The 25,580-nt window shown below is 28.9% G+C and carries 22 protein-coding genes and 1 pseudogene; 8 read left to right on the top strand and 15 right to left on the bottom strand.

Annotated elements, in window-relative coordinates; all coding sequences use genetic code 11:
* Positions 1-401 precede the first annotated feature (401 nt).
* On the top strand, positions 402-1,187 hold the full coding sequence (locus KPL38_RS11490; RefSeq protein WP_216289275.1) for a polysaccharide deacetylase family protein: 786 nt from the start codon (positions 402-404) through the stop codon (positions 1,185-1,187).
* Positions 1,188-1,242: 55 nt separating this feature from the next.
* Here KPL38_RS11490 and pssA read toward each other — a convergent pair whose 3' ends face one another.
* The 3 genes from pssA to KPL38_RS11475 all read right to left on the bottom strand — a co-directional run bounded on the left by pssA (position 1,243) and on the right by KPL38_RS11475 (position 5,300).
* Positions 1,243-1,767 carry a CDP-diacylglycerol--serine O-phosphatidyltransferase gene (gene pssA / locus KPL38_RS11485; RefSeq protein WP_216289274.1) on the bottom strand — a complete coding sequence of 175 codons (525 nt, stop codon included), beginning with the start codon at positions 1,765-1,767 and terminating at the stop codon, positions 1,243-1,245.
* Between the two features lie 251 nt (positions 1,768-2,018).
* Positions 2,019-3,200 carry an acetyl-CoA C-acetyltransferase gene (locus KPL38_RS11480; RefSeq protein ID WP_216289273.1) on the bottom strand — a complete coding sequence of 394 codons (1,182 nt, stop codon included), beginning with the start codon at positions 3,198-3,200 and terminating at the stop codon, positions 2,019-2,021.
* A gap of 387 nt (positions 3,201-3,587) precedes the next feature.
* A complete protein-coding gene (locus KPL38_RS11475) occupies positions 3,588-5,300 on the bottom strand; it encodes a sigma-54 interaction domain-containing protein (RefSeq protein WP_216289272.1) in 1,713 nt (570 codons plus the stop codon).
* Positions 5,301-5,458: 158 nt separating this feature from the next.
* Here KPL38_RS11475 and KPL38_RS11470 point away from each other — a divergent pair, with 158 nt between their 5' ends.
* On the top strand, positions 5,459-5,905 hold the full coding sequence (locus KPL38_RS11470) for a DUF2383 domain-containing protein (RefSeq protein ID WP_216289271.1): 447 nt from the start codon (positions 5,459-5,461) through the stop codon (positions 5,903-5,905).
* Between the two features lie 202 nt (positions 5,906-6,107).
* On the opposite strand, the gene ilvD is transcribed toward KPL38_RS11470, so the two are convergent.
* Both ilvD and KPL38_RS11460 read right to left on the bottom strand, forming a co-directional pair.
* Positions 6,108-7,778, bottom strand: a complete 1,671-nt coding sequence (ilvD, locus tag KPL38_RS11465) for a dihydroxy-acid dehydratase (RefSeq protein WP_216289270.1) — start codon at positions 7,776-7,778, stop codon at positions 6,108-6,110.
* A gap of 136 nt (positions 7,779-7,914) precedes the next feature.
* Positions 7,915-8,601 carry a FadR/GntR family transcriptional regulator gene (locus tag KPL38_RS11460; protein ID WP_216289269.1) on the bottom strand — a complete coding sequence of 229 codons (687 nt, stop codon included), beginning with the start codon at positions 8,599-8,601 and terminating at the stop codon, positions 7,915-7,917.
* A 133-nt stretch (positions 8,602-8,734) separates the two neighbouring features.
* On the opposite strand from KPL38_RS11460, the gene KPL38_RS11455 reads away from it, so the two are divergent.
* From KPL38_RS11455 to KPL38_RS11445, 3 genes are all read left to right on the top strand, one after another.
* The gene (locus tag KPL38_RS11455) at positions 8,735-9,130 is read left to right on the top strand and encodes a DUF2812 domain-containing protein (protein WP_216289268.1); all 396 of its coding nucleotides are present in this window, start codon (positions 8,735-8,737) and stop codon (positions 9,128-9,130) included.
* Between the two features lie 303 nt (positions 9,131-9,433).
* Positions 9,434-10,102 carry a YczE/YyaS/YitT family protein gene (locus KPL38_RS11450; RefSeq protein WP_216289267.1) on the top strand — a complete coding sequence of 223 codons (669 nt, stop codon included), beginning with the start codon at positions 9,434-9,436 and terminating at the stop codon, positions 10,100-10,102.
* A 607-nt stretch (positions 10,103-10,709) separates the two neighbouring features.
* Complete coding sequence (locus tag KPL38_RS11445; protein ID WP_216289266.1) at positions 10,710-12,935, top strand: HelD family protein; 2,226 nt, start codon at positions 10,710-10,712, stop codon at positions 12,933-12,935.
* Between the two features lie 164 nt (positions 12,936-13,099).
* Here KPL38_RS11445 and KPL38_RS11440 read toward each other — a convergent pair whose 3' ends face one another.
* From KPL38_RS11440 to radA, 7 genes and pseudogenes are all read right to left on the bottom strand, one after another.
* On the bottom strand, positions 13,100-13,975 hold the full coding sequence (locus tag KPL38_RS11440; RefSeq protein WP_216289265.1) for an alpha-amylase family glycosyl hydrolase: 876 nt from the start codon (positions 13,973-13,975) through the stop codon (positions 13,100-13,102).
* Positions 13,976-14,402: 427 nt separating this feature from the next.
* Positions 14,403-15,039, bottom strand: a pseudogene (locus KPL38_RS11435) (RpiB/LacA/LacB family sugar-phosphate isomerase).
* 38 nt (positions 15,040-15,077) lie between these two features.
* A complete protein-coding gene (locus tag KPL38_RS11430; RefSeq protein ID WP_216289264.1) occupies positions 15,078-15,866 on the bottom strand; it encodes a gluconate 5-dehydrogenase in 789 nt (262 codons plus the stop codon).
* Positions 15,867-15,957: 91 nt separating this feature from the next.
* A complete protein-coding gene (locus KPL38_RS11425) occupies positions 15,958-16,104 on the bottom strand; it encodes a LacI family DNA-binding transcriptional regulator (protein ID WP_216289263.1) in 147 nt (48 codons plus the stop codon).
* 82 nt (positions 16,105-16,186) lie between these two features.
* The gene (locus KPL38_RS11420; protein ID WP_216289262.1) at positions 16,187-16,912 is read right to left on the bottom strand and encodes an MJ1433 family protein; all 726 of its coding nucleotides are present in this window, start codon (positions 16,910-16,912) and stop codon (positions 16,187-16,189) included.
* Between the two features lie 92 nt (positions 16,913-17,004).
* Positions 17,005-17,970 carry a tRNA dihydrouridine synthase gene (locus tag KPL38_RS11415; protein WP_216289261.1) on the bottom strand — a complete coding sequence of 322 codons (966 nt, stop codon included), beginning with the start codon at positions 17,968-17,970 and terminating at the stop codon, positions 17,005-17,007.
* 17 nt (positions 17,971-17,987) lie between these two features.
* Complete coding sequence (gene radA, locus KPL38_RS11410; protein ID WP_281419352.1) at positions 17,988-19,367, bottom strand: DNA repair protein RadA; 1,380 nt, start codon at positions 19,365-19,367, stop codon at positions 17,988-17,990.
* A gap of 635 nt (positions 19,368-20,002) precedes the next feature.
* Here radA and KPL38_RS11405 point away from each other — a divergent pair.
* A complete protein-coding gene (locus tag KPL38_RS11405; RefSeq protein WP_216289260.1) occupies positions 20,003-21,355 on the top strand; it encodes an APC family permease in 1,353 nt (450 codons plus the stop codon).
* 208 nt (positions 21,356-21,563) lie between these two features.
* Here the strand turns inward: KPL38_RS11405 and KPL38_RS11400 are convergent, their stop codons facing one another.
* Complete coding sequence (locus tag KPL38_RS11400) at positions 21,564-22,835, bottom strand: WG repeat-containing protein (protein WP_216289259.1); 1,272 nt, start codon at positions 22,833-22,835, stop codon at positions 21,564-21,566.
* 461 nt (positions 22,836-23,296) lie between these two features.
* On the opposite strand from KPL38_RS11400, the gene KPL38_RS11395 reads away from it, so the two are divergent.
* Together KPL38_RS11395 and KPL38_RS11390 are read left to right on the top strand one after the other, a co-directional pair.
* Entirely contained in the window at positions 23,297-24,250 is a 954-nt protein-coding gene (locus KPL38_RS11395) for a ParM/StbA family protein (RefSeq protein WP_216289258.1), read from the top strand.
* A gap of 16 nt (positions 24,251-24,266) precedes the next feature.
* Positions 24,267-24,617 carry a hypothetical protein gene (locus KPL38_RS11390; protein WP_216289257.1) on the top strand — a complete coding sequence of 117 codons (351 nt, stop codon included), beginning with the start codon at positions 24,267-24,269 and terminating at the stop codon, positions 24,615-24,617.
* Between the two features lie 239 nt (positions 24,618-24,856).
* On the opposite strand, the gene KPL38_RS11385 is transcribed toward KPL38_RS11390, so the two are convergent.
* Together KPL38_RS11385 and KPL38_RS20070 are read right to left on the bottom strand one after the other, a co-directional pair.
* Entirely contained in the window at positions 24,857-25,144 is a 288-nt protein-coding gene (locus tag KPL38_RS11385; RefSeq protein ID WP_246577928.1) for an adenine nucleotide alpha hydrolase family protein, read from the bottom strand.
* Between the two features lie 145 nt (positions 25,145-25,289).
* Entirely contained in the window at positions 25,290-25,424 is a 135-nt protein-coding gene (locus KPL38_RS20070; protein WP_281419351.1) for a hypothetical protein, read from the bottom strand.
* Positions 25,425-25,580 lie beyond the last annotated feature (156 nt).

The following is a 25,580-nucleotide window of genomic DNA, read 5'->3' as shown; positions in this document are numbered from 1 at the left end:
TGAAGATCTATTCGAAGCACAATTAGATATAATTTATGCAGCATAAGTAAATTCAACGATTTAAGTCATAAATACAAATTGGTTCAACTTGTTATTGCAATTGATCTTTATTTTATTTAATATAATTCACTAATTTATTTTTATTTTTTTTTGCTCATTTACAAAATTTCAAACTTACTAAGTAACATAATTATACAAAAATTCGTCATTGATTGTCAATCTTTTATCAATTATATAATCATTTCTATTTTAACCAAGTTAAATTCATCTATACAAATTTATTATAAGTTACCTTTGCAATAATCTGATTTAAAGTAAATTTTGTATATTAATATATCTTGCTTTAATACATTTTTCTTTGGGTACACTAATAATGACAAAAACTAAAGGTGAGTGATATTATGATTTTTAGAAAAAAAAATATTTTATTTGTTTTTGTAGTCACTATTATTTGTATTTTATTTGCAAGCATTTTTCCAATTAATGATTCTAAAAAAAACATTCAGACCTTTAATCCAATAAAAACATCATTCAAAGACTCTGAGGATTATAGCGCTCCAAAATATGTTTATTTAACTTTTGATGATGGTCCAACTTACGTTGTAACCGATGCTTTATTAGATGTATTAAAAAAAGAGAACGTAAAAGCTACTTTTTTCATAGTAGGTAAAGAAATTATAGGAAAAGAATTGATACTTAAAAGGATATACAATGAAGGTCATGCCTTAGGTCTTCATACTTACAGTCATAATTTCAAAAAAATATATAGAAGTACAAATCAATTTATTGATGAAATGAAAAAGACTTCTAATAAAATCGAAGAAATTACTGGATTTAATTCCAATATTATTAGATTTCCAGGAGGAAGTTCTAAACGTTTGAACACTTTTATATTAAACAGTCTTCATAAAAATAATTTTAAAATATATGATTGGAATGTTAATTTATGTGATGGCGTAAACCCTAATTTGAGTGTTTCACAACTTATTACAAATTCAAAAACTATTAAAGGAAATAAAAATATGGCTATAATTCTTATGCATTGTAATTCTAACAACAAAAACACTGTAAAAGCACTTCCTGGGATTATAAAATATTATAGAAATTTAGGCTATAAATTCAGACCTATTACTGAAAAAACGCCTGAATATTATTATAGATTTAAGGATAAAAAAACCTCACTGTAAAGTGAGGTTACGTTATAATTGCATTTTATATAATATTTTATTATAAATGTTTTTATTATTTCTTTTTAAACCTTAATTTACTTATCATTAAATAAGATAATACAACCATTATAAGCATAGTAGGCCCTAAATTACTTGCAGAAGCTTTGTTAAACATGATTAAAGCGTACAATGCTAAAAATGTTCCCGTAATAGTTATAGGTATTCCTGAGTAAATACCATCAAAATCTGTAATATTATATTTTGCTAACCTATATGCCCCTGCTACTGGGAAAACTAAAACCATGAGGTATCCAATATACCCAAGTTGCGTAAAATTGTATATGTTAAATATTAATATTGAAGGTGCAACACCAAATGATACTAAATCACATAATGAATCTAATTCTTTTCCTAATTCATTTTCTACATTTAACATTCTAGCTATTTTACCATCATATCTATCAAATATTCCTGCTAAAAGAATAAATATTGCCGCCAATTTATAATTCCCATCAAAACTCATAAGTATAGACATAATACCACAAGACATATTACTTAAGGTAAAAATATTTGGTACAGCATTTTTTATTTTGACCATCTATATCACTCCTATCCTTATAATTATAACATAATATATATAGTTATTCCTTAGTATTATGTAACATAATTATTATATTCAATTTCACACCCTATATAGAATAAAACATCTAAAAATTTTAAATACCCTTGCTTATTTAGTTAACATTATATAAATAATATTATAAATCAAAAAATAATTACACATTTTCAAACTAAATAAAAAAAGGCCAGCATATTTTGCTGGTCCAATTTTTCTATTGTTCTATTGTTCTATTTTCTTTCTACTACAATTGCAGTTCCTTGTCCGCCACCTATACATAATGTAGCAAGTCCAGTTTTAGAACCTCTCTTTATCATTTCATATATTAATGTAATAAGTATTCTTCCACCTGAAGCTCCTACTGGATGACCTAAAGCTATAGCTCCACCATTTACATTTACTATTTCTGGGTTTAGTCCTAAATCCTTAGCTACTGCTAATGATTGAGAAGCAAATGCTTCGTTAGCTTCTACTAAATCTAAATCAGCTACAGTAATTCCTGCTTTTTTCAAAGCTTTTTTAGATGCTGGAACTGGACCGTATCCCATTATTTTTGGATCTACTCCTGCTGATGCATAAGATTTAATTGAAACTAGTGGTTTAAGTCCTAATTGATCAGCTTTATCTTTTGACATAACTATAAACATAACAGAACCATCATTTATTCCTGATGCATTGCCTGCTGTTACTGTACCACCCTTTTTAAATGCTGGTTTTAATTTAGTTAATTTGTCCATAGTTATTCCAAATCTAGGACCTTCATCTGTATCAAATGTTATTGGATCACCTTTTCTTTGAGGAATTACTATTGGAACAATCTCATCTTTAAATTTGCCTGCTTTTATTGCTGCTTCAGCTTTATGTTGGCTTTTTAAAGAGAATTCATCTTGTTGTTCTCTAGTAATATTAAATTTGTCCGCAATGTTTTCTGCAGTTATTCCCATGTGGTAGTCGTTAAACGCATCCCAAAGAGAGTCTTTGATCATAGCATCAACTACTTTACCGTCTCCCATTCTTTTACCCCATCTTTCGTTTGGAAGTACATATGGAGCATTACTCATGCTTTCAGTTCCACCAGCTAAAACTACTTCTGCATCTCCACACATTATAATCTGTGCTGCCAAGCTTACTGCTCTTAGTCCTGAACCACATACCTTATTTATTGTTAGTGCAGAAGATGATTCATCCAATCCTGCATTTATAGCTATTTGTCTAGCAACATTTTGTCCAAGTCCTGCTTGAATTACGTTACCAATGATAGCTTCTTCTACTATTTCTGGTTTAATTCCAGCTCTTTTTATAGCTTCTTTAGCCACAGTAGTTCCCATTTCTACAGCTGATACTTTTGATAATCCTCCACCAAAAGTTCCTATTGCTGTTCTTGCTGCTCCTACAATTACTACTTCTCTCATATTGTAACCCTCCATTAATTTATTTATCTAATGTATTGTAACCAATAAAATAGGAATTTATCATTCGATTTTGTTTCCTATGTATATATATAGTAGCAATTTTCATGCCAAGTTTATAAAGTCCTATAAACCTTACAATTACGTCCTCTTTAATTATTACAAATCATAATATAGCTTGTACTGTAAACTAAGTTTACACTAATGGTTACATAACTTTATCTGATTTAAGCTTGTTAATATTATAACTTATTTGTTAAATAAATCACTTAAAGTATTTTCAATGCATTGATATACCTATACATTTAGTTTCTGTTATAATTCTCATTTAAAATACTAGAACCATTTTTCATAAAAAACCTTTGTGTGTAAACATAGTTTACATGTTTACTATTGTAGATTTGTTTGTTTTGTTAGATTATATCTGTTCAGTTTTTTATATAACCCTGCTCTGCTAAGCCCCAATTTTTTTGCAGTTTCTTTTTTATTTCCATTTGTATCTTTTAAACATTCCATAATAATATCTTTTTCAATTGTTTCAACAACATCCTTCAAATAATTATTGTCTAATAAGTATTTTTTTGTTTTACCCTTAATTATTTTTTCTGGCAAATGTTTTGGCATAATGCAAATATCATCATCAAGTAAATTAATAGCTCTTTCTATTACGTTTTCAAGTTGTCTTATATTTCCAGGCCAACTATAAGATTTTAGAAAATCAATGGCCTCCCTAGAAATACCCTCAGAATAGACATTACATCTTTTACATATTTTTATTCTAAGCTCATTTGACAGTTCCTCAATATCTTCTGTTCTTTCTCTCAATGATGGTAATTTTAAATGCATAACATCCAACCTATAATACAAATCCTCCCGAAACTTTCCATCTTTAATCAACTGTTCTAATGACTTATTAGTAGATGCTATAATTCTTACATCAATTTTAATTGGCTCATTTCCCCCAACCCTAACAAGCTCTTTTTCTTGAATAACTCTTAAAAGTTTAACTTGCATATTCATGGGCATATCACCAATTTCATCCAATAATATAGTTCCACCATTTGCATATTCAAATTTGCCTTTCTTCCCTGATTTTTTAGCCCCAGTAAAAGCTCCTTCTTCATACCCAAACATTTCCGACTCAAAAAGTTGTGCTGGAATAGCTCCACAATTGATTTTTACAAAAGGCTTTAGTAATCTTTTACTCGCATTATGAATAGAATGTGCAAAAAGTTCTTTACCAGTTCCACTTTCACCAGTAATTAAAACGTTTGAATCGACTTTAGCTACTCGTATAGCAAGGTCCATTACTTTCAAACTCTTTTGACTGCTTCCTACAATATTATTAAAAGTATATACCGCTTTTTGATCTGTACTTAATTCCTCCCTGTTTTCTTCAACCGCTTTTTCTAAATTATATATTTTACTACTTAATATTTTAAAGTTGCTTAGGTCCTTAAACATTACTTTTCCAATTGCCCCAATAATTTTATTATCTTTCATTATAGGCACTCTCATGCAAATCATCTTATGCCCACTTACTTCTTGAATTTCACCGTACTGTTTTTCGCCAGTCCTTGCAACTATGTGTAATTTTGTATTCTTAATAACCTCAGTTACATGTTTTCCCTCTGGGTCTTTACGATTGATAAATTCTTTAAATGTATTACTCATCATAGTTATAATACCATTCTCATCCACAATAACAACAAATTCATTTAATGTATTTAAAATTATATTTAGATTATTTGCTTGTGATATATATGTGTCTTTCACTCGCATTGATAGCTTATTATCCACTTTTTTGTTGATAATTTGAAGTCCACCTATAATATTCCCTTTTTGAATAATTGGTTTGCGGGTTACAATAAACTCTCCCTCTTCTTTATTTACTTGTTCTTCTCCATCCTTAATTACACTTAATAGCTCACCATATGGAAATATATTTAAAATATATTTTCCAATACTATTTTCTGCATCAACTTTCAGCATTTTTTCTGCTGCATTATTAATTATTTTTATGATGCCTTTTTTGTCTATAACAATAATGCCTTCATTAATATTACATATAACCTGATTATAGTAATCGTTAATTGTACCCATTTTTCACCTTCTTTTAATCCTATACCTTAATTATAAAGTCCATAGATTTTTTTTTCAAGTTATAATTAAAATAGTAAGTTTTTTCTATCTAATTTTTTATTATATTTTTTATAAAACTGCTTATATTGGGCAATATAAATATTAGAGGAGTTGATAATATGCATAGTGAAAATATTAAAAGCTTAAATTTCATTCTAGAAAGTGAATATATAGCAATTAATACTTTTGATGAATTAATTGAGCATGCCAATAACGAAAATATTAAAAATCAGTTGCAGACAATACAGCAAGCTCATAGACAACACGCTTCTCAAATTTCTACTAAAATACAAAATATTGGCGGTAATCCACCAGATAGTATAGGTATTGAAGGTGTTATATCAGAAACTATTTCAAATATAAAGCATATTGGCACCAATGATACTGCATCTTTTCTTAAAGAAGCACTGCAAGGTGAATATACGGGCATAAAAACTATTAACGAATTATTAATTACTAATGCTGATCCTAATAACTCTCAACTTTTAAATACAATAATAACCCAGCATCAAGCTAATATTGATTCATTAAATAATATTATTAGTAATTTAAATAATGTAGAATAATATTTTTTTAAAATTAGATATAACTTATTTATTAATCATAAGAGATGCCCTCTACGGTTACTGATGATTTATGTAAATATACATTATTTGATTAAAAGATATAAGAACCTCACCAAAATCGGCAAGGTTCTTATATCTTTTAATTGCATTGGAACTTGCCTATTTTAATATTATTTATCATTCTCCCAAATGTTATATAAAATTAAGTTCTAGGGACTTCTAAAATTGCCCCCTTATTACCTGATGAAACTAATGCAGCATATCTTGCTAAATAGCCCGTAGTAATTTTAGGTTGTCTTGGTTTCCAATTTGCTCTTCTTATTTTAAGTTCTTCCTCACTCACTGCAAAATTAATAGAATTAGCCTCTATATCTATAGATATAATATCGCCCTCTTTAATTAACGCAATATTGCCTCCAACTGCTGCCTCCGGGGATACATGCCCAATTGCAGCGCCTCTAGTTGCGCCACTAAATCGTCCGTCTGTTATAAGTGCAACACTATTACCAAGCCCTCGTCCCATAATTGCAGAGGTTGGATTAAGCATTTCTCTCATGCCTGGTCCACCCTTTGGACCTTCATATCGGATAACAATGACATCACCTTCAATAATTTTATCTAAATTTATAGCACTTAGAGCATCTTCTTCGCATTCAAATACTCTTGCAGGTCCTTGATGTTTTAATATTTCTTTTGATACTGCAGAGCGTTTTACAACGCATGAATCTGGAGCAAGATTGCCCTTAAGTACAGAAATACCACCAGTAGTACTATAAGGATTCGTTATAGTTCTAATAACCTGTGTATCTTTGATTTCGCACCCTTCAATGTTTTGTGCAACTGTTTTTCCTGTACATGTAATCAAATTAGTGTTTAATAAATTCAATTTATTTATTTCATTCATAACTGCATAAACACCACCAGCTTCATTTAAATCTTCAACATATGTGTGTCCTGCAGGTGCAAGATGACAAAGATTGGGGGTTTTATCGCTAATAGCATTTGCCATATCAACATTTAACTCAATGCCTACTTCATGTGCGATTGCTGGTAAATGAAGCATACTATTCGTACTACATCCAAGAGCCATATCCATTGTTAGCGCATTTTTAAACGCATCTTCAGTCATAATATCTCTTGGTCTTATATTCTTGTCTAATAACTCCATAATTTTCATACCAGCATGCTTTGCAAGTCTTATTCTCTCAGAATAAACTGCAGGTATAGTACCATTGCCACCAAGCGCCATTCCAAGAACTTCAGTTAAGCAATTCATACTATTAGCAGTATACATACCAGAGCAAGAACCACATGTTGGACAGCCTTTATTCTCAAACTCTTCTAGTTTTTCTTTTGTAATTTTACCAACATTAAATGAACCAACTGCCTCTGCTATACTTGAAAAACTTGTTTTACATCCATCAACTCTTCCCGCAAGCATAGGTCCACCACTTACAAAAATAGTCGGTACATTAACTCTCGCTGCTGCCATTAAGAGTCCTGGTACATTTTTATCACAATTAGGTACCATTACTAGTGCATCAAAAGCATGTGCCATTGCCATAGCTTCAGTAGAATCTGCAATTAAATCTCTTGTAGCTAGTGAATACTTCATTCCTTGATGTCCCATGGCAATTCCGTCGCATACAGCAATGGCAGGGAAAACAATTGGAGTTCCACCTGCCATTGCTACACCAATTTTTACAGCTTCTACAATTTTATCTAAATTCATATGACCTGGTACAATATCATTCTTTGAGTTAACAATACCAATAAGAGGCCTTTCCATTTCTTCCTTTGTAAAACCTAATGCATTAAAAAGTGCACGTTGAGGTGCTCTGCCTGTACCTTTTGTTACTACATCACTTCTCATAACCTAACCACCTTTTTATATTATAATAGCTTGTTGTATATTTTTATTGTATGTTGTATGATGTCTGTTGTCAATATTTTTCTGCTCTTTTACAAAAAAATACCAACTCTTATAATGAAAAAATCAGTACTCAATTTTATTCATTATTTATTCCAAGTCCTCGTATTGCACGTAAAATATGGAGTTTCATTGCTGTTTTTGCCCCTTCTGCATCTCGAGCTTCTAAAAATTCCATAATAGTATGGTGATCATTAAGCGTATCTTGAATTATAGTTTTATTCTCTAATGATAAAATAACGCCTTTATCAATAGCTTTATAAAGTATAGGCATTAATTTATTCATAAACTCATTATGAGTTGCTTTTGCAATAGATTTATGAAAAGCCTGCTCCGCCTCAGTACGATCAACATTGTTTAATATATTTTTTTCTTCTAATTTACCATAATGCAGTATTCTTGCCAGTTCCTTATCTGTTGCACGTTTTGCTGCAATGAATGCACTTTGAGGTTCAAATATCAATCTCATTTCATACAAATCTTTTATGTTTGTCTTAAATGTAGAAAACTCTTCTAATCCAAAATTCCCCTCAAGCTTCTCATGGTTTGCCACATATGTACCTTTTCCTCTTTTAATTACAAGTATATTACGAGTAACTAAAATACGAATACCTTCACGTAATGTAGTTCTGCTTACTTGTAACTGTTTTGCGAGTTCATTTTCATTTGGTAACTTATCTCCAATAACAAACTTTTTATCTATATTAATCATTGCAAGGATGTCATCAGCGACACTTTGAGATAAGTTTTTTTCTTTCCTTGGCATACGATAACCCCCTCTAAACCTGTACTTATATCATATAATAAAAGATATTATTTTTCAAGAGAGATGTCTGATGTCTAAATATGCCCTCCTACTTATATCAAATATATTATAACCAGTAGTGCTTCTAGAACACATGCCATCTCATCCTAAAAGTATTGCCTATATTGATTTTCTAAAAGAAACAAGTATAGAATACATTACATCATATATGCGTTGGGTATATCTTAGAAAGAAAACCTCCGAAGGTGCATTCAATATCTACTCAGATATTGAATCTGAAGTAATACATTATAGGAGAATCAACGTAATATTCAACACTGTTATGACATTGGAATTTATGATAAGTTTTATTAATATAATCATGGGTTTTGTAATTTCATGCACTCACACTACAGCTGGTAATTCTAGTATAAGTAATTTTTTTAGTGGTGGCATGTGGTTAATCCTTGGATTGTTATTTCTAAAGTTAAGTTCACAAAATAGAAAGAAAGTCAAAAAACTTACATTAGAGAATTCTATAAATAATTAACAATTAAAAACTGTATTGAAGATTTCAATGCAGTTTTTTCGCTTTTATTTATGCTTTAGAATTTTTTAATAAAACTTAATCTAATTGAATTCAGCAATAGATTGATCAAAATCAATTTACTTACAATACAATAAATATTCCAAATGAACAATGAATTTCTGCAAACAATGACATAAATAATATATGCTTGCTTAAAAATTTATGTCATTGTATAATTAAAATTGCTGTTTTTGTTAGTTTATAATGAAAATTTTGAAATATTATAGTACGCAACTATAAAATATAAAAAAAAGGATGAAAAATATGACTAAAACCTTAAATTTAATTAAAAGATTAATTTTATTTTTTGCTGGAATGAGTATAATCCAGTTTGGAGTAGCTTTATTTTTAAAAACTAATATTGGTTCTGATCCATTTACTTTATTCACTCAAGGATTAGCATTTTTGTTAAATAAAACACCAGGGAATGCTAATATGATTATTTTATTTGTATTGTTTTGCATAATACTTTTAGTTGAAAGAACTCGTATAAAGATAGGAACAATTATATGTGTAATTGGAGTAGGTCCCATTATTGACCTTGGGGTAAAAACTGTTTCACTTTTTCCAATTGCATCTTTAAATATTGGTTTTAAAATGCTTTTAGTTGTATTTGGATGTTTTCTAATTGCGATTGGATTCTCTATACTTAAAGCAAGTAATATAGGTGTTGCTCCAAATGATATTGTTCCATTTATAATAAAAGATAAAACTAATTTTCAATATCGTTGGATTCGTATGGCATTAGATATTACCTTTTTAATAATAGGTTTTGCACTCGGTGGGGTATTTGGTATAGGTACAATAATATCTGCACTACTCACTGGTCCCTGCATACAATTTTGCCTTCCATATGGAGAAAAGCTCGTAAAATTTTTCGTTAAAGATCAAGCTAAAGATGAAAAAAAAGAAAATATATCTTTAGGAGCTTAAATTTTAAAGCTAATGTTGCTTGAAAGCTGAACTTTCAAGCAACATTAGCTTTTATAATATATCATGTTCAAATGATTTTCCAACTAAATTTTCTAAATGTTCCTAATTTATCTTTTTATTATTGATACCTTCATTAATTTCTGACATAATATTTGCTATTCATAAATCTTCTACCATTTTTACTCATATCTAATATAGTTCTACCTGAATCAGGTTTAGCTTCAAAACGAATTATAATTCAACTTGTAACGTACTAAGCAGAGAACAATAGTTTTTTCCCAAACAATAGGATTTTATTATCATGTTGTAACTATCAACAAATTTTACTCCTGCCTTGTTTTAATATCAAATTTCTAAATACAAATATTCGTTTGAAATATACTGTGAACGAATTAAAAAAAGAGCATTTCTGCTCTTAATATATTACAATATTATTAAATTACTCACTAGATTAAAATAAAAGCTTTACTTAAACACGATTTATATATATAATAAATTGTATACATTTTAAAAATAACTATATCATTGTATATATCGCTTTAATTATATCATATAACAAATGCAAATGTCAATAGTTTTTATAATAATAGATAGGAGTGCGAAAAAAATGAACGATTATGATCTAATTAATCAAGAGGAAATACTATATCTTGATAATACACTTGGTTTTCTAAAGAAAGAATTAGATAAAGATAACCATGATATAACTTTTAGGAAAAGCAATCTTATTGCTTCACGAAAAGAAATGTGGCAAGAATCTGCTCACTCTTCAAATGATTTTGATAAAATTCCAGAGATGCTTCAACATCTTTCAGAAGTTGATAGTCATAATTATAATTACGAGAAAACAATAGAACGTATAAAAAAATATACGAGGATTTTAGATTCACCCTATTTTGGAAGATTTGATTTTAATGAAGATGATTATGATGATACAGATCAAATTTATATTGGCCTTTATAATTTAATAGATAAAAATACAAGTTCAATTTTAATATACGATTGGCGCTCACCAATTTCAAGTATGTTTTATCAATGTGAAATTGGCAAAGGTTCATACAAAGCCCCCCTTGGAACAATTTCAGGTGATATTGTTCTCAAAAGACAATATAAAATTAAAAATTCCAAACTTCAATATTTTTTTGATAGTAGCATAACAATTAATGATGAAATCTTACAAAATGTTTTAAGTCATAATTCTTCCCCAATAATGAAAAACATTGTTGAAACCATTCAAAAACAACAGGATATAATTATTAGAGATACTGAAAATGAACTTTTAATTGTACAAGGAGTGGCTGGAAGCGGTAAAACTTCTATAGCACTACATAGAATTGCGTATTTGCTTTATGTTGGTATGGAATCAAGGTTGCATTCCAATAATATTATTATAATTTCTCCAAGTTCTGTCTTTAGCAAATATATTTCTGGCGTTTTGCCAGAATTAGGTGAAGATAACGTAGAAGAAACCACTTTTGACAACATTGTAGTTAATTTCTTAGATAATAGGTTTATATTTGAAAGTAGAAAAGAGCAACTTGAATCTTTAATTAATAATAATCACCAACCATTAAATATAAAAATGGAAAATACTAAATTTAAAGGTTCTAGAACTTTTGTTTTAATTTTAGATAGATTAATAGAATATTATGAACATAAATTGACCAATTTTGAAGACTTATATTATGATGGGAAAATCATTAAAACAAAAGAGCAGTTAAATAATCTTTTTCTAAACAGTAAAATGGATATGCCAATATCAAAAATACTTAAAAGGATTGAAAGTATGATGCTCAATAAAATTCACCCTTTAAGAAAAGCTAGACTTAAAAAAATTGAGAAGATTGTTCTAAATGCAGCTAACCACCAGCTTGAGATAAAATCTTTTAGTCGATTAATGGCAATTAAAGAAGCTAATGTGTTAATGAAACATCTTCACAAGTATACTCAAGTTGATTACGCAAGTTTATATAAATTGCTTTTCACTAAACCTGGACTTATGCTAAAGCTTTCCAAGGGGTTAGTACTACCAAAGCATATTAAACAAATGATATTAGATACCACCGAAAATATCAATAAAGGCTATATTAATTATGAGGATAATGCTGCCCTTTTATATATTAAACTTAAGCTTAACGGTAATCGTGAGTTTTCAGATATACAGCAAGTTGTCATTGATGAAGCTCAAGATTATTATCCACTTCAATATGAAGTTTTTAATCTCCTATTTTCTAGAGCTAAGTTTACTATATTAGGTGACTTTAATCAAACTCTTGAAAAACGTGGTGATAAATCTATATATAATGATATAGAAAGCATCCTGCACAAGAAAAAAAGTTTAAAACTTTCTATGAATAAAAGCTTTAGATCCTCAATTGAAATTAATTCTTTTACTCAGAAAATATTAAATAGTAAAGAAGAGTTTGTATCCTTTGATAGGCATGAAGAAGAACCACGAATTGTATTCAAAGATAATGAACAGCTACTTTATGAAGCTATAGCAAAAGATATTCATAACTACCGAAATCGTGGTTATGAATCTATTGCCGTTATTTGTAAAACTGAAAAAGAAACACTATTAATTCAAAAAAAGCTTTCCAAATTAATTGACATTAAATTGATGAATGTAGAAGACACCGAAAGTATAAAAGGTACCTTTGCTATTCCATCTTATGTATCAAAAGGTCTAGAATTTGATGTAGTACTTGTATACAACGTCTCAAAAGACAATTATAACAGTGAGTTTGATAGGAATCTCCTATATGTTGCTTGCACAAGAGCGCTACATCAACTTGCTATTTATTATACTGGAGAAAAAAGCGAATTTTTTTAAGCTCTCTTTAGTTAGTTTCAGTGATGTGATGATAATTTATTAAGGATGTTTTAAAAGTGAATTTTTCCTTCCCTTTACGTCCGAAAATATAAACTCATCATATCATTTTTATACAATTAAGAGTTGCAAATGCTTTATAAAAGCTGATTGTCTCTAGCAATCATCTAACCTGCCAAATTAATATTTTTGATGTTTTCCATTTTCCATAAATCTGAATATGCCCTAACATAAAATAATACATTGCTTTCCTTATGATTTTTTAATAATAACTCCCATTTTAATGTTATCACCTTATCATCCATGTTTTTAGTAACTCCCCAACTTTCCTCGGTATCATGAGACATTACATAAATAACCATCCTGCTCTGGTTAGTTGCGTCTCTATCAGTCAACACATTGATAAAAGGTGTATACCTATTTAATAAATCTTCACTGGATTCAATACATTCAGCATAGTTGAACATCTCTCCAAATTCACCAAATACCCTTGTCCAAAAGTAACTTCCTTCACTTTCTAATGCAAAATGCTTACCCATGTCAATTCTGAACCCACCAACTCCACAATTCTTAAGTTCTCTTAAAAATTTTATATAAATGTTTTGCAAATCTAAATCATTGTAATTAAGCATTGGTAATCCAAAAGCACCATTAATGATTGCATTTCTATTGCCATAATCCACTGTATTTTCTGCGTTGGTCCAAAATTTAGGGTTATCCCGTAGTTCTGGATCTACGGTTTGGCTCGGTATCAGCTTTCCACTTTCATCACCCGCTAAATGCCTTAATACCACATCAACGATGATTTTTATCCCTATCTTATTAGCTTTATAGCATAATTCTGTTAACTCTTGCTTTGTTCCACTTCTATTGCCTATTTTAAACGATAATGGTTGATAGTACGTCCACCATTCATCTCCTTTTTTACAAGGTTGAACTGGAGTAACCTGTATGGATGTATATCCACACTCTTTTACTTTTTCTAAAATTCTAATTATATCTGAAATTTTCCATTGAAAACAATGTAATATTATTTCTCTCATATTATTGTATCCTTTCATTAGTCATTTATTTTATAATGTATTTAAATATTTAATTGCTTAATTTATTACTATTACAATCAAATAATTTTTACAGTAAAGGTGTTTTGAATAAAGTACCTTCTGTAAATAATGATTAACCTAATTTCCATTAAATATACACATAATGATATTGTAAGAAATATTAAATACACGCATAACTAAATTAAGACATAATAAAACCCCCGGCTAATTCATTAATTAGTCGAAGGTTCTTACTGATAGATACAAAACACAATAGGTGATATCCACTATTTTAAATCTATATCATAATTTGCAATTATATCACCTAATATATATGTTGATAAGATTTTGATAAAAAACTAAAGTAAATACAAAAAAGAACCAGATTAATAATCTCCGATTCCAGTTCTTCAATGTTTAAATTATATTATTTTTCTAATACATTTGTAATTACTTCTTTTATTTTTTCACATTTACAATTATCAAAGAAGTATTTTTTGAATTTTTCTCTGCCTATAGCTCCCTTTAATAGATCTTGATCGATTTCTTTTAGAATTGTTACTATATCTTTATATGTAACTTTTCTAACTTCATCTAATATCTTTTTATTCTTTTGTTCTGGAACAACTCTTTCCTTGGGATACCCTTTACCACTTTCGCCTTTAAATAATCTTTCAAAGATATCTTCTAAATTTAATTCTGCCGCCCATCCAAAGCCTTTTGCAAAAGGCATTGCTATCGCATTTCCGTCATTAATTTGTGCAAACATATATCTGATGGATCTTCTACATGGCCACATATTACTCCAGGGAATGAATTACATGCTAGCATTGCTCCTTCTCAAGTACCACATCCTGTTATTACATAATCAGCTGCTCCTGAATTTAAAAGAATAGCTGCTAAAATACCATTTTGAACATATGTTAATTGTGCATTATTTTCACTACTACATATTCAATAGTTAAATACTTCATGCCCTTTTGCTTCGCTACTTTTTTTAATGTTTCATATATAATGGTGTTTTTTTCTGCCTGGCTGTTTTCGTTAATTAAAGCAATTTTCATTTTATATTTTCTCCTATTATAGATCTATAAACACTATCTTATTCTGGTTGTTTTCCAAGACTAGCGAGTATTCCTCCGTCGACATATAACACATGTCCATTTACAAAATTTGATGCATCAGATGCTAAGAATACAGCCGGTCCTACTAAATCATCTGTTGTTCCCCAACGTGCTGCTGGAGTTTTTGATATAATAAAATTGTTAAATGGATGCCCCTCAGTTCTAAGTGGTGCAGTTTGAGATGTTGCTATATATCCCGGTCCAATACCATTACATTGAATATTGTATTCGCCATATTCAGCTGCAATATTTCTTGTTAGCATCTTAAGCCCACCTTTTGCAGCCGCATAAGCTGAAACTGTTTGTCGTCCAAGTTCACTCATCATAGAACATATATTTATTATTTTGCCATGTCCTTTTTTGATCATTGTAGGTATTACAGCTTTAGATACTATAAATGGTGCATTTAAATCTACATCTATAACCTTTCTAAAGTCCTTAGCCTTCATATCAATCATTGGAACACGCTTAATTATCCCTGCATTATTTACAAGAATATCAATTGATCCAACTTCTTTTTCTATTTTTTTAACTAATTCGTTTACCTTTTGCTCATCTGTAACATCACATACATATCCATATGCTTTTATACCTATTTCTTTATAAGATTTTATTCCCTTGTTCACAAGCTCTTGATTAATATCATTAAATACTATTGTTGCACCTGCTTGATTATAAGTCTTTGCAATAGCAAATCCGATACCATATGATGCACCTGTAACTAATGCAACTTTACCCTCTAATGAAAATTTTTTAATAATATCCATGAAATATTCCTCCTATAATTTGTAACATCTATATATATGTTTATTTAATATCCTTAATTATTTTAATAATATTTTAGTGTACCTTCATATTTTACAATGTAGATTCTTGTTCTATTCTTTGTCTTATTTTTTTAGACATTTTTTCCATTTTTCCATTCAGATAAAAAGAAACAGTTGTTTTAGAAGTATTCGCCAAATGCACAACTTCTGTAATTGTAATTTTATTAGTATATGTCATATTCAACCTCATATTTCAATAATTTGATTTTCTTATACTCTTATATTTCTTAATCATCTTAAACACCAACAGCATTTACCTTTTATATAATAACCTTATAAAACGGATTCTTTCTAATGGCACTTGCATATAAAAATGGATATTCGTCCTTTAAATAAATAATATAACTAATCCATTCCATAACCATTGCCGTGTATGCACGTAACATGTCCTCAGATATATGATCAATTTCAACTCTAGAAAGTCTTTTTAAATCTCCTCTCGTTTTCAATTCATCAGCAACATGAAAAACAGCCCATAACATATCCGTAAAGGACTCATGCTCAAGTAAATTTGAATTTTCCAAAAGGTTCAATAAAAACTCTTTATTTTTATCCATTATTGAGGCCAGTTCATCCAACTTGTTAGGGTCAGCGTAAAAACAATATTCGAGCTCACTTGCAGCCTTCTTCAAACTACTTCCCTTATTGACTATGAGTTTTTCAATTTTTATGCTTTTACACGCTTCATTATGATTTTGATTGAATCGTGACATAGCCATCATGATGTTGACCCCAGCATCTACAAAAAATGTACTAATTACCACATTTGTTTTTTTAATTTTCCTACGTTTTTCCTCAATTTTTAAAAATTGATCAATTATCAATGTCGCAATAAGAGCTTGGAACGGCATGAATGCCATATCCTGAAAAATATAAAATACTGTTTGCAAAGGTTGATGAAAAATTGCATTTTGAATAAAATAAATTATAGCCGAAGATCCCGTAAGTATTATAGCAAGAAACACATTGTCCCTTAATTTACTCATACATTTCCTCCTGAAAATTACTTTTTCATTTTTAATACATATTATTATATAAACAATCTTAATCATACTTATTTAATAAAAAATTCTCATATTTAATATTGATTATTAAATAATCCAGCCCCATTTATAATTTCCTGCTCCATAAATAAAGATAAAACAGCTTCCTTATATTCATCTAAATTTTGTGACTTCTTTATTTTTTTAGCATATTTTTTATTATCAGAAAACATATAAATCATGTACCCCCATAATTCTTTCATCCTAAATATTGCATTTCTATCTTCATCAAATAATGCTATATATTTATATAAAATTTCATCATGAAATTCCTTTAATACTTTTTTATCTATGTTAATATTATTTTTAATCTCATTCATTAGCCCTGGATTGGCTATTATACCTCTTCCTAGCATTACTGTTTTTACTTTTGGAAATTTTTTCATTATTTTACTGTGATCATCAATAGTGAAAATATCTCCATTATAGCATACTGGATTAATACTTAAAGATAATGCATCTTTAAATACGTTTAAATTAGGTTTGTTTCCATAAAAATCCTTTTGTATTCTTGGATGGATAATTAATTCTTCTAAAGGATATTTATTATAAATTTTTATTAGCTCATAAAATTCTTCTGGACTATCTTTTCCTATTCTAGTTTTTATAGAAATTTTCATATCATCTATTTTAAATATTTCATCTAAAAACATATCAAGTTCTTCTCTTTTGGCTAGAAATCCTGAGCCTTTATTTTTTGAAACAACCGTTCCAGCAGGACATCCTAAATTTAAATTAACCTCATTATATCCTAATTGTTGTAATTTTTTAGAGGTAGTAATAAAACCTTCTGCATCGCTCGTAAGTATTTGAGGAACTATATTCATCCCTTTATTATTTTCAGGTAAAACATCTCTTAATTCTTTAGACTTAAGACTTCTAGTTTTATTTGTAACAATAAAAGGTGCAAAGTATTTGTCAATATTATCAAAAAACTTTTTATAAGTATTTCTATATATGTATCCCGTAATTCCTTCCATTGGTGCTAAATAATATTTCATTTAATAACTCCTTACCGTCATTTGATTTCCTTTTGAATAACATCAGTTAATTTTTTACAAGGAATCACCTTTATGTTCTTAAATTTAACCCCTGTTTTTAGGCAATTCATCGGTATATATGCCTTTTTAAAACCCATTCTATCTACTTCTTTTAATCTTTGCTCGAGTGATGGCACTTTTTTTAATTCACCCGTAAGACCAAGCTCTCCTATAAAGACTGTATCAGTAGATATTCCATGGTTTAATGCGGAGGATGCAATACTCATTACTACTGCAAGATTTACTGATGTTTCAGTTAACTTAAGACCACCTGTTGCTTTTATAATAACATTTTTATCATAAAGTCCTACCCCTCCCCTTTCCTCAAGAATTGAGATAAGAGTTCCTAATTGTTCCTTCCTTGCAAAACACTCACTTAGTCTGCTTGGATAAGGAGTAAAAGATTTAGATACAAGACTCTCTACCTCTACAACAATCGGTCTTGTACCGTCCTTTATAACGGCTAATGCGCTCCCTGGAACTAGCTCTTCTCTTTTGGTCATAAAAAATTCCGACGGATCAGTTATTTCTTCCATTCCTATTTCTGACATACGAAATAGTCCACTCTCAGAAGTGTCACCATATCTATTCTTTTTACTAATTAAATGTTTGAGTTCCTCTCCATCTTCTCCTTCTATATACAATACGGTATCCACTAAATGCTCTAGTATTCGAGGCCCCGCCATCTCATCAGCCTTTGTCATTTGGCCAACAAGAAATACAGCTCTTGGTCTATCTGGATTTTTTGCTTTATCCTTTAAAGCTGTAGCACATTCAATTACTTGCGTTGGCGATCCTGCTCTCGAGCTTGAATATTCTTCTAATGTAAATGTCTGAATACTATCAAGTATTATTAAATCTGCATCAACTGTTTCTATATGTTGTAATATTTCATCTAGCTTAGTATCAGAAACTACCCAGAAATTATCAGCTATTTCTTTTACTGTTCTATCTGCTCTATTTTTAATTTGACTATTGCTTTCCTCTCCGGATGCATATAAAATTTTATATCCTTTTAAAGACAGAGAATTTGCAAGTTGAAGTAAAAGAGTTGACTTGCCCATTCCAGGAGGCGCTGAAATTATACTTATACTGTCTCTAACTATTCCTCCACCCATAACTCTATCAAATTCTGAAACTCCCGTAACTATCCTATCACTGTTAGATTGTACAACCGCTCTTAGTTTTGTTGGGTTAGTTGTTATTACCATTCTACTTGAGCTCGCTTTAAGGTCGCTTGCCTTAACTATTTTTTCTTCATATGTATTCCAAGCACCACAATCGTTACATTTTCCCATCCATTTTGGAGAATGTGCACCACAGTCTTTGCAAATATAAACCTTTTTATCTTTAGCCAATTGAATACATCTCCTTTTTATCGTAATCATCTCTTCAATCATTTTATTGTAATATGTTGATTAAGATGTATTATTTTTTTCATTAATTTATATCAATATTATTAAATATTTTTTTAGTTTTAATTTTGGTTTAAAAATAACTTTAATAGTACTAATTATAGCAACAAATCATTTTTACAGTCAACACATCAAAAAATCTATTCAAGCTTAAATTGTTATACCTTTTGTTATGACCTTCTATGAAAAAATATTCAAAATATATGTTTGTTTAAATAATACCAGCTTACACTCTCCAAAGCCTCCTTGTAACATTAAATCTTTATCCACAATACTTCTAGTAATAAAATCGTAAATATTAGCTATACTTAATTATGGCTAAGTTTTATATAAATATGCTTTAAGGGATTCTCCCTGGCTTAAAATCTCTTATACTATTTTAATGAATTATACTTTATTTCTAAAACTTACAACTTGAATAAAATATTTGATAATTATTCTTTTAACTCACTTTTATATGATATAACAATAAGTAACCCACTCATTATTAATTTTCTCTTGTAAATCTATAAATTGTAATGATATAATGAATTTATTGAAAATTATAAATTATGAATTATGAAAGGAGTGATTAAATCATGGAAACAAAGTTACAAAAAAAATTTGGTCTTATAACTGCAATAGCAATGGTTGTTGGAATCGTTATAGGTAGTGGCGTTTTTTTCAAGGCAGAAAAAGTATTAACTGCGACTGGTGGTGATCTTAAACTAGGTATTTTAGCTTGGGTTATTGGCGGTGTTATTATGATTTCTTGTGCCTATACTTTTGCTGTAATGGCAACTAAATACGAGAAAGTAAATGGAATCGTAGATTATGCAGAAGCTGCAATGGGTGAGAAATATGGATATTATGTTGGCTGGTTTATGGCACTAATTTACTATCCAACATTGACATCAGTTTTAGCATGGGTTTCAGCTAGATATACCTGTGTATTATTTGGATTTTCAATTACAGGTGGGGAATGTATGACTATTGCATGTTTTTATTTAATAGGTAGTTATGCTTTAAATGCATTGTCACCAGTTTTATCTGGTAAATTTCTAGTTAGTACAACTGTTATAAAACTAATTCCACTTATTCTAATGGCTATAATTGGGACAATTGTAGGAATTCATAGTGGCATGACTATGATTAATTTTACAACAGTAGTTACAAAAGTAAATACTGCGAATGCATTATTTACAGCAGTTGTTGCAACAGCCTTTGCATATGAGGGTTGGATTATTGCTACAAGTATCAATGCTGAACTAAAAGATGCAAAGAAAAATCTTCCACTTGCTCTTGTTGGAGGAACTTTTATAATTATGATTGTTTATATTCTTTACTATTTAGGACTAGCTGGAGCTGTAACAAACCAAGTTATGATGAAAGGCGGAGAAGCTGGAGCTAAATTGGCATTTCAAAAAGTATTCTCCTCTGCAGGTGGTACTATAGTATTTGTATTTGTTATTATTTCTTGCCTTGGAACTTTAAATGGATTAATGCTCGGATGTACCCGTGGTATTTATTCATTAGCAGCAAGGGGTCTTGGACCAAAGCCAAAAATATTTAAACAAATAGATAATGAGACCAATATGCCAACAAATTCATCTATACTTGGACTACTTCTTTGTGCTATATGGTTATTATACTTCTATGGTGCTAACTTAACAAAACCTTGGTTTGGATTCTTTTGTTTTGATTCATCAGAATTACCTATAGTTACTATTTATGCATTATATATTCCTATTTTTATTATGATGATGAAAAAAGAAAAAGATTTAAATTCATTTAAAAGATTCATAATGCCTATTGTTTCATTAGCTGGATGCGTATTCATGATAGTAGCTGCTTGCTTTTCTCATAAAATAGCAGTTGTTGCATATCTAATTGTCTTTGCAATTATAATGGCAATTGGTGCCTTATTTTCAAAGAAAGTAAATGTTAATTAGAAGCTAATATCTAATTAAATTAAAACATAAGAAAACCCTCAACTAATTTATTAATTTATGATGTACCCAATAAGGGGGTATAGTTCAACAAAGGGTACATTATAATTAGATGTGAGGTTATTTATAAGTTCAATGTTACTTTGTCTCATTGATTTCTTTAAAATACAATAAAAAACACGTTATATATTAGTTAATATTATATTACATATTAAGGTGCTATTTTTAGAGTGAAATCATATTCATAAATTTTTTCTTCATCCCCTGGTTCTATAAATATATAAGATTTAATTTGATTATTTGCTGTTTTGTAGTTTTTTATTGAGATATTATCATTCCCTGTATCGTAATTACCATTTAAAGTATTATCATATTTTTCAACTGTTAATACTTTTGCACTATTCATTTTAGCTGTTTGTTTGACCCCAATTAAATTAAATTTAACTGTTTCGTAAATTTTAACATTTGTTGTATCCAACGACACTTTAAACTTTGAACTATTGATTATTACTTTGATTTTATCTATTTTAAAAGTTTTGTATATTTTATCAATAGGTGACATCTCTTTAGCATTGATATATTCATAATTAATACCATCAATACTTGCTAATGCTAATCCATTTGAAAATGGATTAGCATATTTTAAATTGGGTTGAAATATATGATTGCCCTTTTTATTAATGTATTCATATTGTGGATTAGGTAAAGTACCATTTTGTACAATTACAAATCCACTCGAAAATGGACCATTTATAAATTTAAATTGAGGTTTTATAACCAAATCACCTTTTGTGTTTATGAAACCCCATTTATTATTTATATTTACATCTGCTAAGTTTTCTTGAAAAGAAAAGGCTTTATCAAAATTTTGTTTAAAAATATTATCACCTTTTTTGTCTATAAAGGTATATTGATGATTTTGTAAAGTAACTAATGACATTCCATCTCCAAAATCTTGTACAGCAATTAAGGTCGGTTTTATAACTATTTTACCGTTGGTATTTATAAAACCGTATTTTGAATTTTTAGATATAGATGCTAATCCATCAGAAAAATTACCAATTGAATTATATGTTGGCTTTAAAATATAATCTCCATTCTTGTTAATGATTCCACCCTTAAAATCAACATAAACACGAGCTAGTCCATTTTTAAAATCAGTAGCTAGTTGAAACTTATTTTTAATAACTAGTTCACCGTTATAATCAACGTATCCATATTTATTCTTTATTAGAACGACAGCTAATCCTTCACTTGAATTATGTACTGAATCATATATTGGGTTTACAATTATTTTACCGGTCTTATCTATAAATCCCCATTTAGACTGTTTGATATTTTTAAAACCATTAGAACTATTTGAGATAGCGAATAGTTCCTTCGAGTTATCTGTCACTTTAGATTTATTATTGTCTTTATTACAGCCGGATAAAATAAGTGCAAATGTTAATATAAATATTATTATTGATAATATTTTTTTCATATAATTATTCCTCCAAATTCTTTAAACACAAAATACATATATAACCATTATGCATTTATTTTACTTTTTGTAACAAATCAATGATTATCCAATATCGGCTAAAAAACAAGTTATATATTAGAAATCAAAAAAAACGAAATGTCGTGAAAATTTTATTTCATGACATTTATTTAGCTTATACGCTCATTGTTGTTGTTATTTGTTCAACGGCTAGTTTCTTTTTAGCAGTTTTAATTTTAAAAGATGTTAGTCCTGATTCTCTGTAATTCTAATAGATAACACCTTTCTTTTACTATTCTCCTCCCACTTCAAATAACCATTTATTGTAATATATCAGAATTTGTAGTATATTTAAAAGGTAGTAAAGGTAATAAAAGTAATAAAAGTTATTGTATTACATGAAAGAACAAAGTATTACTTAGTAACACTAAAATACATAGCGATATAAGGGGGAGAATCTTATGATTAATCAAGTTCTTTTTTTAGGACAAGACCATGGATATTCAGCATTGAAAGACTCATCTAACAATTGTTTTATAAGTAGTGTACTAGAAGGCAAAAAGTTAGCTGTAGCATCAGATGACACTGTTGAAGTGAAGATTGGAGAAAAATACTATACTATAACAAACCAAGGGAAAAAGTTAGCTGGCATAAACAAGGTAAGGAGTGAAATTGATAGAGAAATAATCAAAGTATTAACATTAGCATCCATTTATAAATCATCATTCGAACATGTAGACGATGTACAATGTAATTTATGTGTAGGATTGCCAATCCAATATTACAACCAGCAATGCGAGACTTTTGAGCAATATATAAAAAGTGCTTGTGATAATCAAATAGTTAGTGTCAATGGAGGAAAAGAAAAGCTTATAACTATAAAAAATATAACAACTATTCCTCAAGCATCAGGTATGCCTTTTTTGTATGAAGAAGAGTTTAAAGATATACCTAATAGCGTTGTTATAGATTTTGGACATTATACTATTGACGTAAGCTTCTATAGCTTCATGGATCTTGAGGATGTCTATGCATCTATGCCTAATGGTACAAAAGACATTTTCGGCAAACTTTCTAGACGTTTGAATGAAACGTTTGATATAGATATTAATGAAAAAGATATTGAGAGAGTACTCCAGAAGGGTTACATAAAAGATATGGATGGAGAAACACATGATTTGTCTGTATTAGATTCATTAGAAGACAATTACATTTACGATATAATTACTAGTCTTAAAGCCGAATATAGGCAAATTGGTCAAGCAGATAAAGTTTATATAATTGGTGGAGGCGCTATCCCATTTAAAAAATATATTAAAAAATATATTAAGAATGATGTTGTATTCGTTGAAAATCCTCGATTTGCAAATGCATATTCATTCTATAAAGTTGCCCAATTATCATTCAATAATTAAAGTGAGGTGATACATAATGGATAATAACATTACTTTTAAACGTGTAAAATCCATAGTTTTTGGTAAACAAGATGAAGACTTATTTAATGAATTAAATAAGTCAGGATACCTTGATAAAAACTGGAATAGCAAAATAAAGAAACTGATAAAATCAGATTTCTATGGTAGCAAAAAAAAATTGGTGACTTTTACTAAAGAGCAAGAGATTTGTATAGTAAATATTATCAAAAAATATATAAAAGACATTAAATTATCACCTAATGGCAAGTGTGATAACGAGATTGCTTCTGATAAAGAAGAAAATATGGATAAAAGCAAAGAAGCCCTTCAAGCATTAAATAACCTTAAAAATTTCAGGAAAAAGTAAGAATTTATATTAGAAATGGGAAAATGTTATGTCGTGAAATGAATATTTATTTCATAGCTTTTTTTATTATCATTGATTAAAATAGTATTAAGATAAATCTAATTATACAATATGATACGTTATCATTAACTATTATAATTATTATCAATTTAACATAATGTATTGAATTGTATAATTTAGTTTACTATAATGGTAAATCAACAACTTCACCAACATCCTTTACTTCTTTATTCCAGAATTTAAATACCTTTGTTGACGAACCTGAAATTCCAAGTAGAGCTTTTATCAGCTCCCATTGAAAAAGCTTCTCTTAATGATCTTTCGGCTTGCAGCGTACCCATGCTAATTACTATAACATAGGCACTGTATTTATCCTTTAATACTAATACTGCTTCTAAAACATTCTTATCGGTAGGATTAATTATTAAAGGAACTCTAGATCTAATAAGTGTTTCTGTTTTAAAATTGAATTTGACTTCATTAGGATCTGGCACTTGTTTTAAACAACCAACTATATAGATTAACAACCTCCCATTCTAATAACTTTGTTTAAATATTTTATCAATGTAAATAAGCTCTATGCAAGTTAATTCATAGAACTTATCAAGTTTAACTTATCTAGACAAAATATTGATTGTAATATAGTTATCTATTTCCGTATTTTAGATAACGTTAACATTTTTTCTTGTAAGAATATATTTTTACTGGATTTACCTTATCAATGTCATCCTTCTCAACTTGACCAATATTATTGTATCTTCTACTGCAACAAATTATCTGTTGCCAAGTTGTGCTCCACATTTCCATTGTAAAACACCCATCATTACATATTAAAATAAACATATAAGGAAATTAATATAATGATTAAGCCACAAAAAGCTATATTTTCTCCGGTAGGAGTTAAGCTATTTCAAATTTTAGGCTATGCCTCTTGAAAATATTGTAAATTAATATGAAAATTTC

It is taken from the genome of Clostridium psychrophilum, assembly GCF_018861705.1.
Taxonomy (GTDB): Bacteria; Bacillota; Clostridia; order Clostridiales; family Clostridiaceae; genus Clostridium_AD; species Clostridium_AD psychrophilum.
This window is presented reverse-complemented; position numbering and strand designations above follow the sequence as displayed.

What these genes read in the sequence shown, in the direction of transcription:
- KPL38_RS11490 (WP_216289275.1), top strand. Translation starts at nt 402, where the DNA reads ATGATTTTTAGAAAAAAAAATATTTTATTTGTTTTTGTAGTCACTATT.
- pssA (WP_216289274.1), bottom strand. Translation starts at nt 1,767, where the DNA reads ATGGTCAAAATAAAAAATGCTGTACCAAATATTTTTACCTTAAGTAAT.
- KPL38_RS11480 (WP_216289273.1), bottom strand. Translation starts at nt 3,200, where the DNA reads ATGAGAGAAGTAGTAATTGTAGGAGCAGCAAGAACAGCAATAGGAACT.
- KPL38_RS11475 (WP_216289272.1), bottom strand. Translation starts at nt 5,300, where the DNA reads ATGGGTACAATTAACGATTACTATAATCAGGTTATATGTAATATTAAT.
- KPL38_RS11470 (WP_216289271.1), top strand. Translation starts at nt 5,459, where the DNA reads ATGCATAGTGAAAATATTAAAAGCTTAAATTTCATTCTAGAAAGTGAA.
- ilvD (WP_216289270.1), bottom strand. Translation starts at nt 7,778, where the DNA reads ATGAGAAGTGATGTAGTAACAAAAGGTACAGGCAGAGCACCTCAACGT.
- KPL38_RS11460 (WP_216289269.1), bottom strand. Translation starts at nt 8,601, where the DNA reads ATGCCAAGGAAAGAAAAAAACTTATCTCAAAGTGTCGCTGATGACATC.
- KPL38_RS11455 (WP_216289268.1), top strand. Translation starts at nt 8,735, where the DNA reads ATGCCATCTCATCCTAAAAGTATTGCCTATATTGATTTTCTAAAAGAA.
- KPL38_RS11450 (WP_216289267.1), top strand. Translation starts at nt 9,434, where the DNA reads ATGACTAAAACCTTAAATTTAATTAAAAGATTAATTTTATTTTTTGCT.
- KPL38_RS11445 (WP_216289266.1), top strand. Translation starts at nt 10,710, where the DNA reads ATGAACGATTATGATCTAATTAATCAAGAGGAAATACTATATCTTGAT.
- KPL38_RS11440 (WP_216289265.1), bottom strand. Translation starts at nt 13,975, where the DNA reads ATGAGAGAAATAATATTACATTGTTTTCAATGGAAAATTTCAGATATA.
- KPL38_RS11430 (WP_216289264.1), bottom strand. Translation starts at nt 15,866, where the DNA reads ATGGATATTATTAAAAAATTTTCATTAGAGGGTAAAGTTGCATTAGTT.
- KPL38_RS11425 (WP_216289263.1), bottom strand. Translation starts at nt 16,104, where the DNA reads ATGACATATACTAATAAAATTACAATTACAGAAGTTGTGCATTTGGCG.
- KPL38_RS11420 (WP_216289262.1), bottom strand. Translation starts at nt 16,912, where the DNA reads ATGAGTAAATTAAGGGACAATGTGTTTCTTGCTATAATACTTACGGGA.
- KPL38_RS11415 (WP_216289261.1), bottom strand. Translation starts at nt 17,970, where the DNA reads ATGAAATATTATTTAGCACCAATGGAAGGAATTACGGGATACATATAT.
- KPL38_RS11405 (WP_216289260.1), top strand. Translation starts at nt 20,003, where the DNA reads ATGGAAACAAAGTTACAAAAAAAATTTGGTCTTATAACTGCAATAGCA.
- KPL38_RS11400 (WP_216289259.1), bottom strand. Translation starts at nt 22,835, where the DNA reads ATGAAAAAAATATTATCAATAATAATATTTATATTAACATTTGCACTT.
- KPL38_RS11395 (WP_216289258.1), top strand. Translation starts at nt 23,297, where the DNA reads ATGATTAATCAAGTTCTTTTTTTAGGACAAGACCATGGATATTCAGCA.
- KPL38_RS11390 (WP_216289257.1), top strand. Translation starts at nt 24,267, where the DNA reads ATGGATAATAACATTACTTTTAAACGTGTAAAATCCATAGTTTTTGGT.
- KPL38_RS20070 (WP_281419351.1), bottom strand. Translation starts at nt 25,424, where the DNA reads ATGGAAATGTGGAGCACAACTTGGCAACAGATAATTTGTTGCAGTAGA.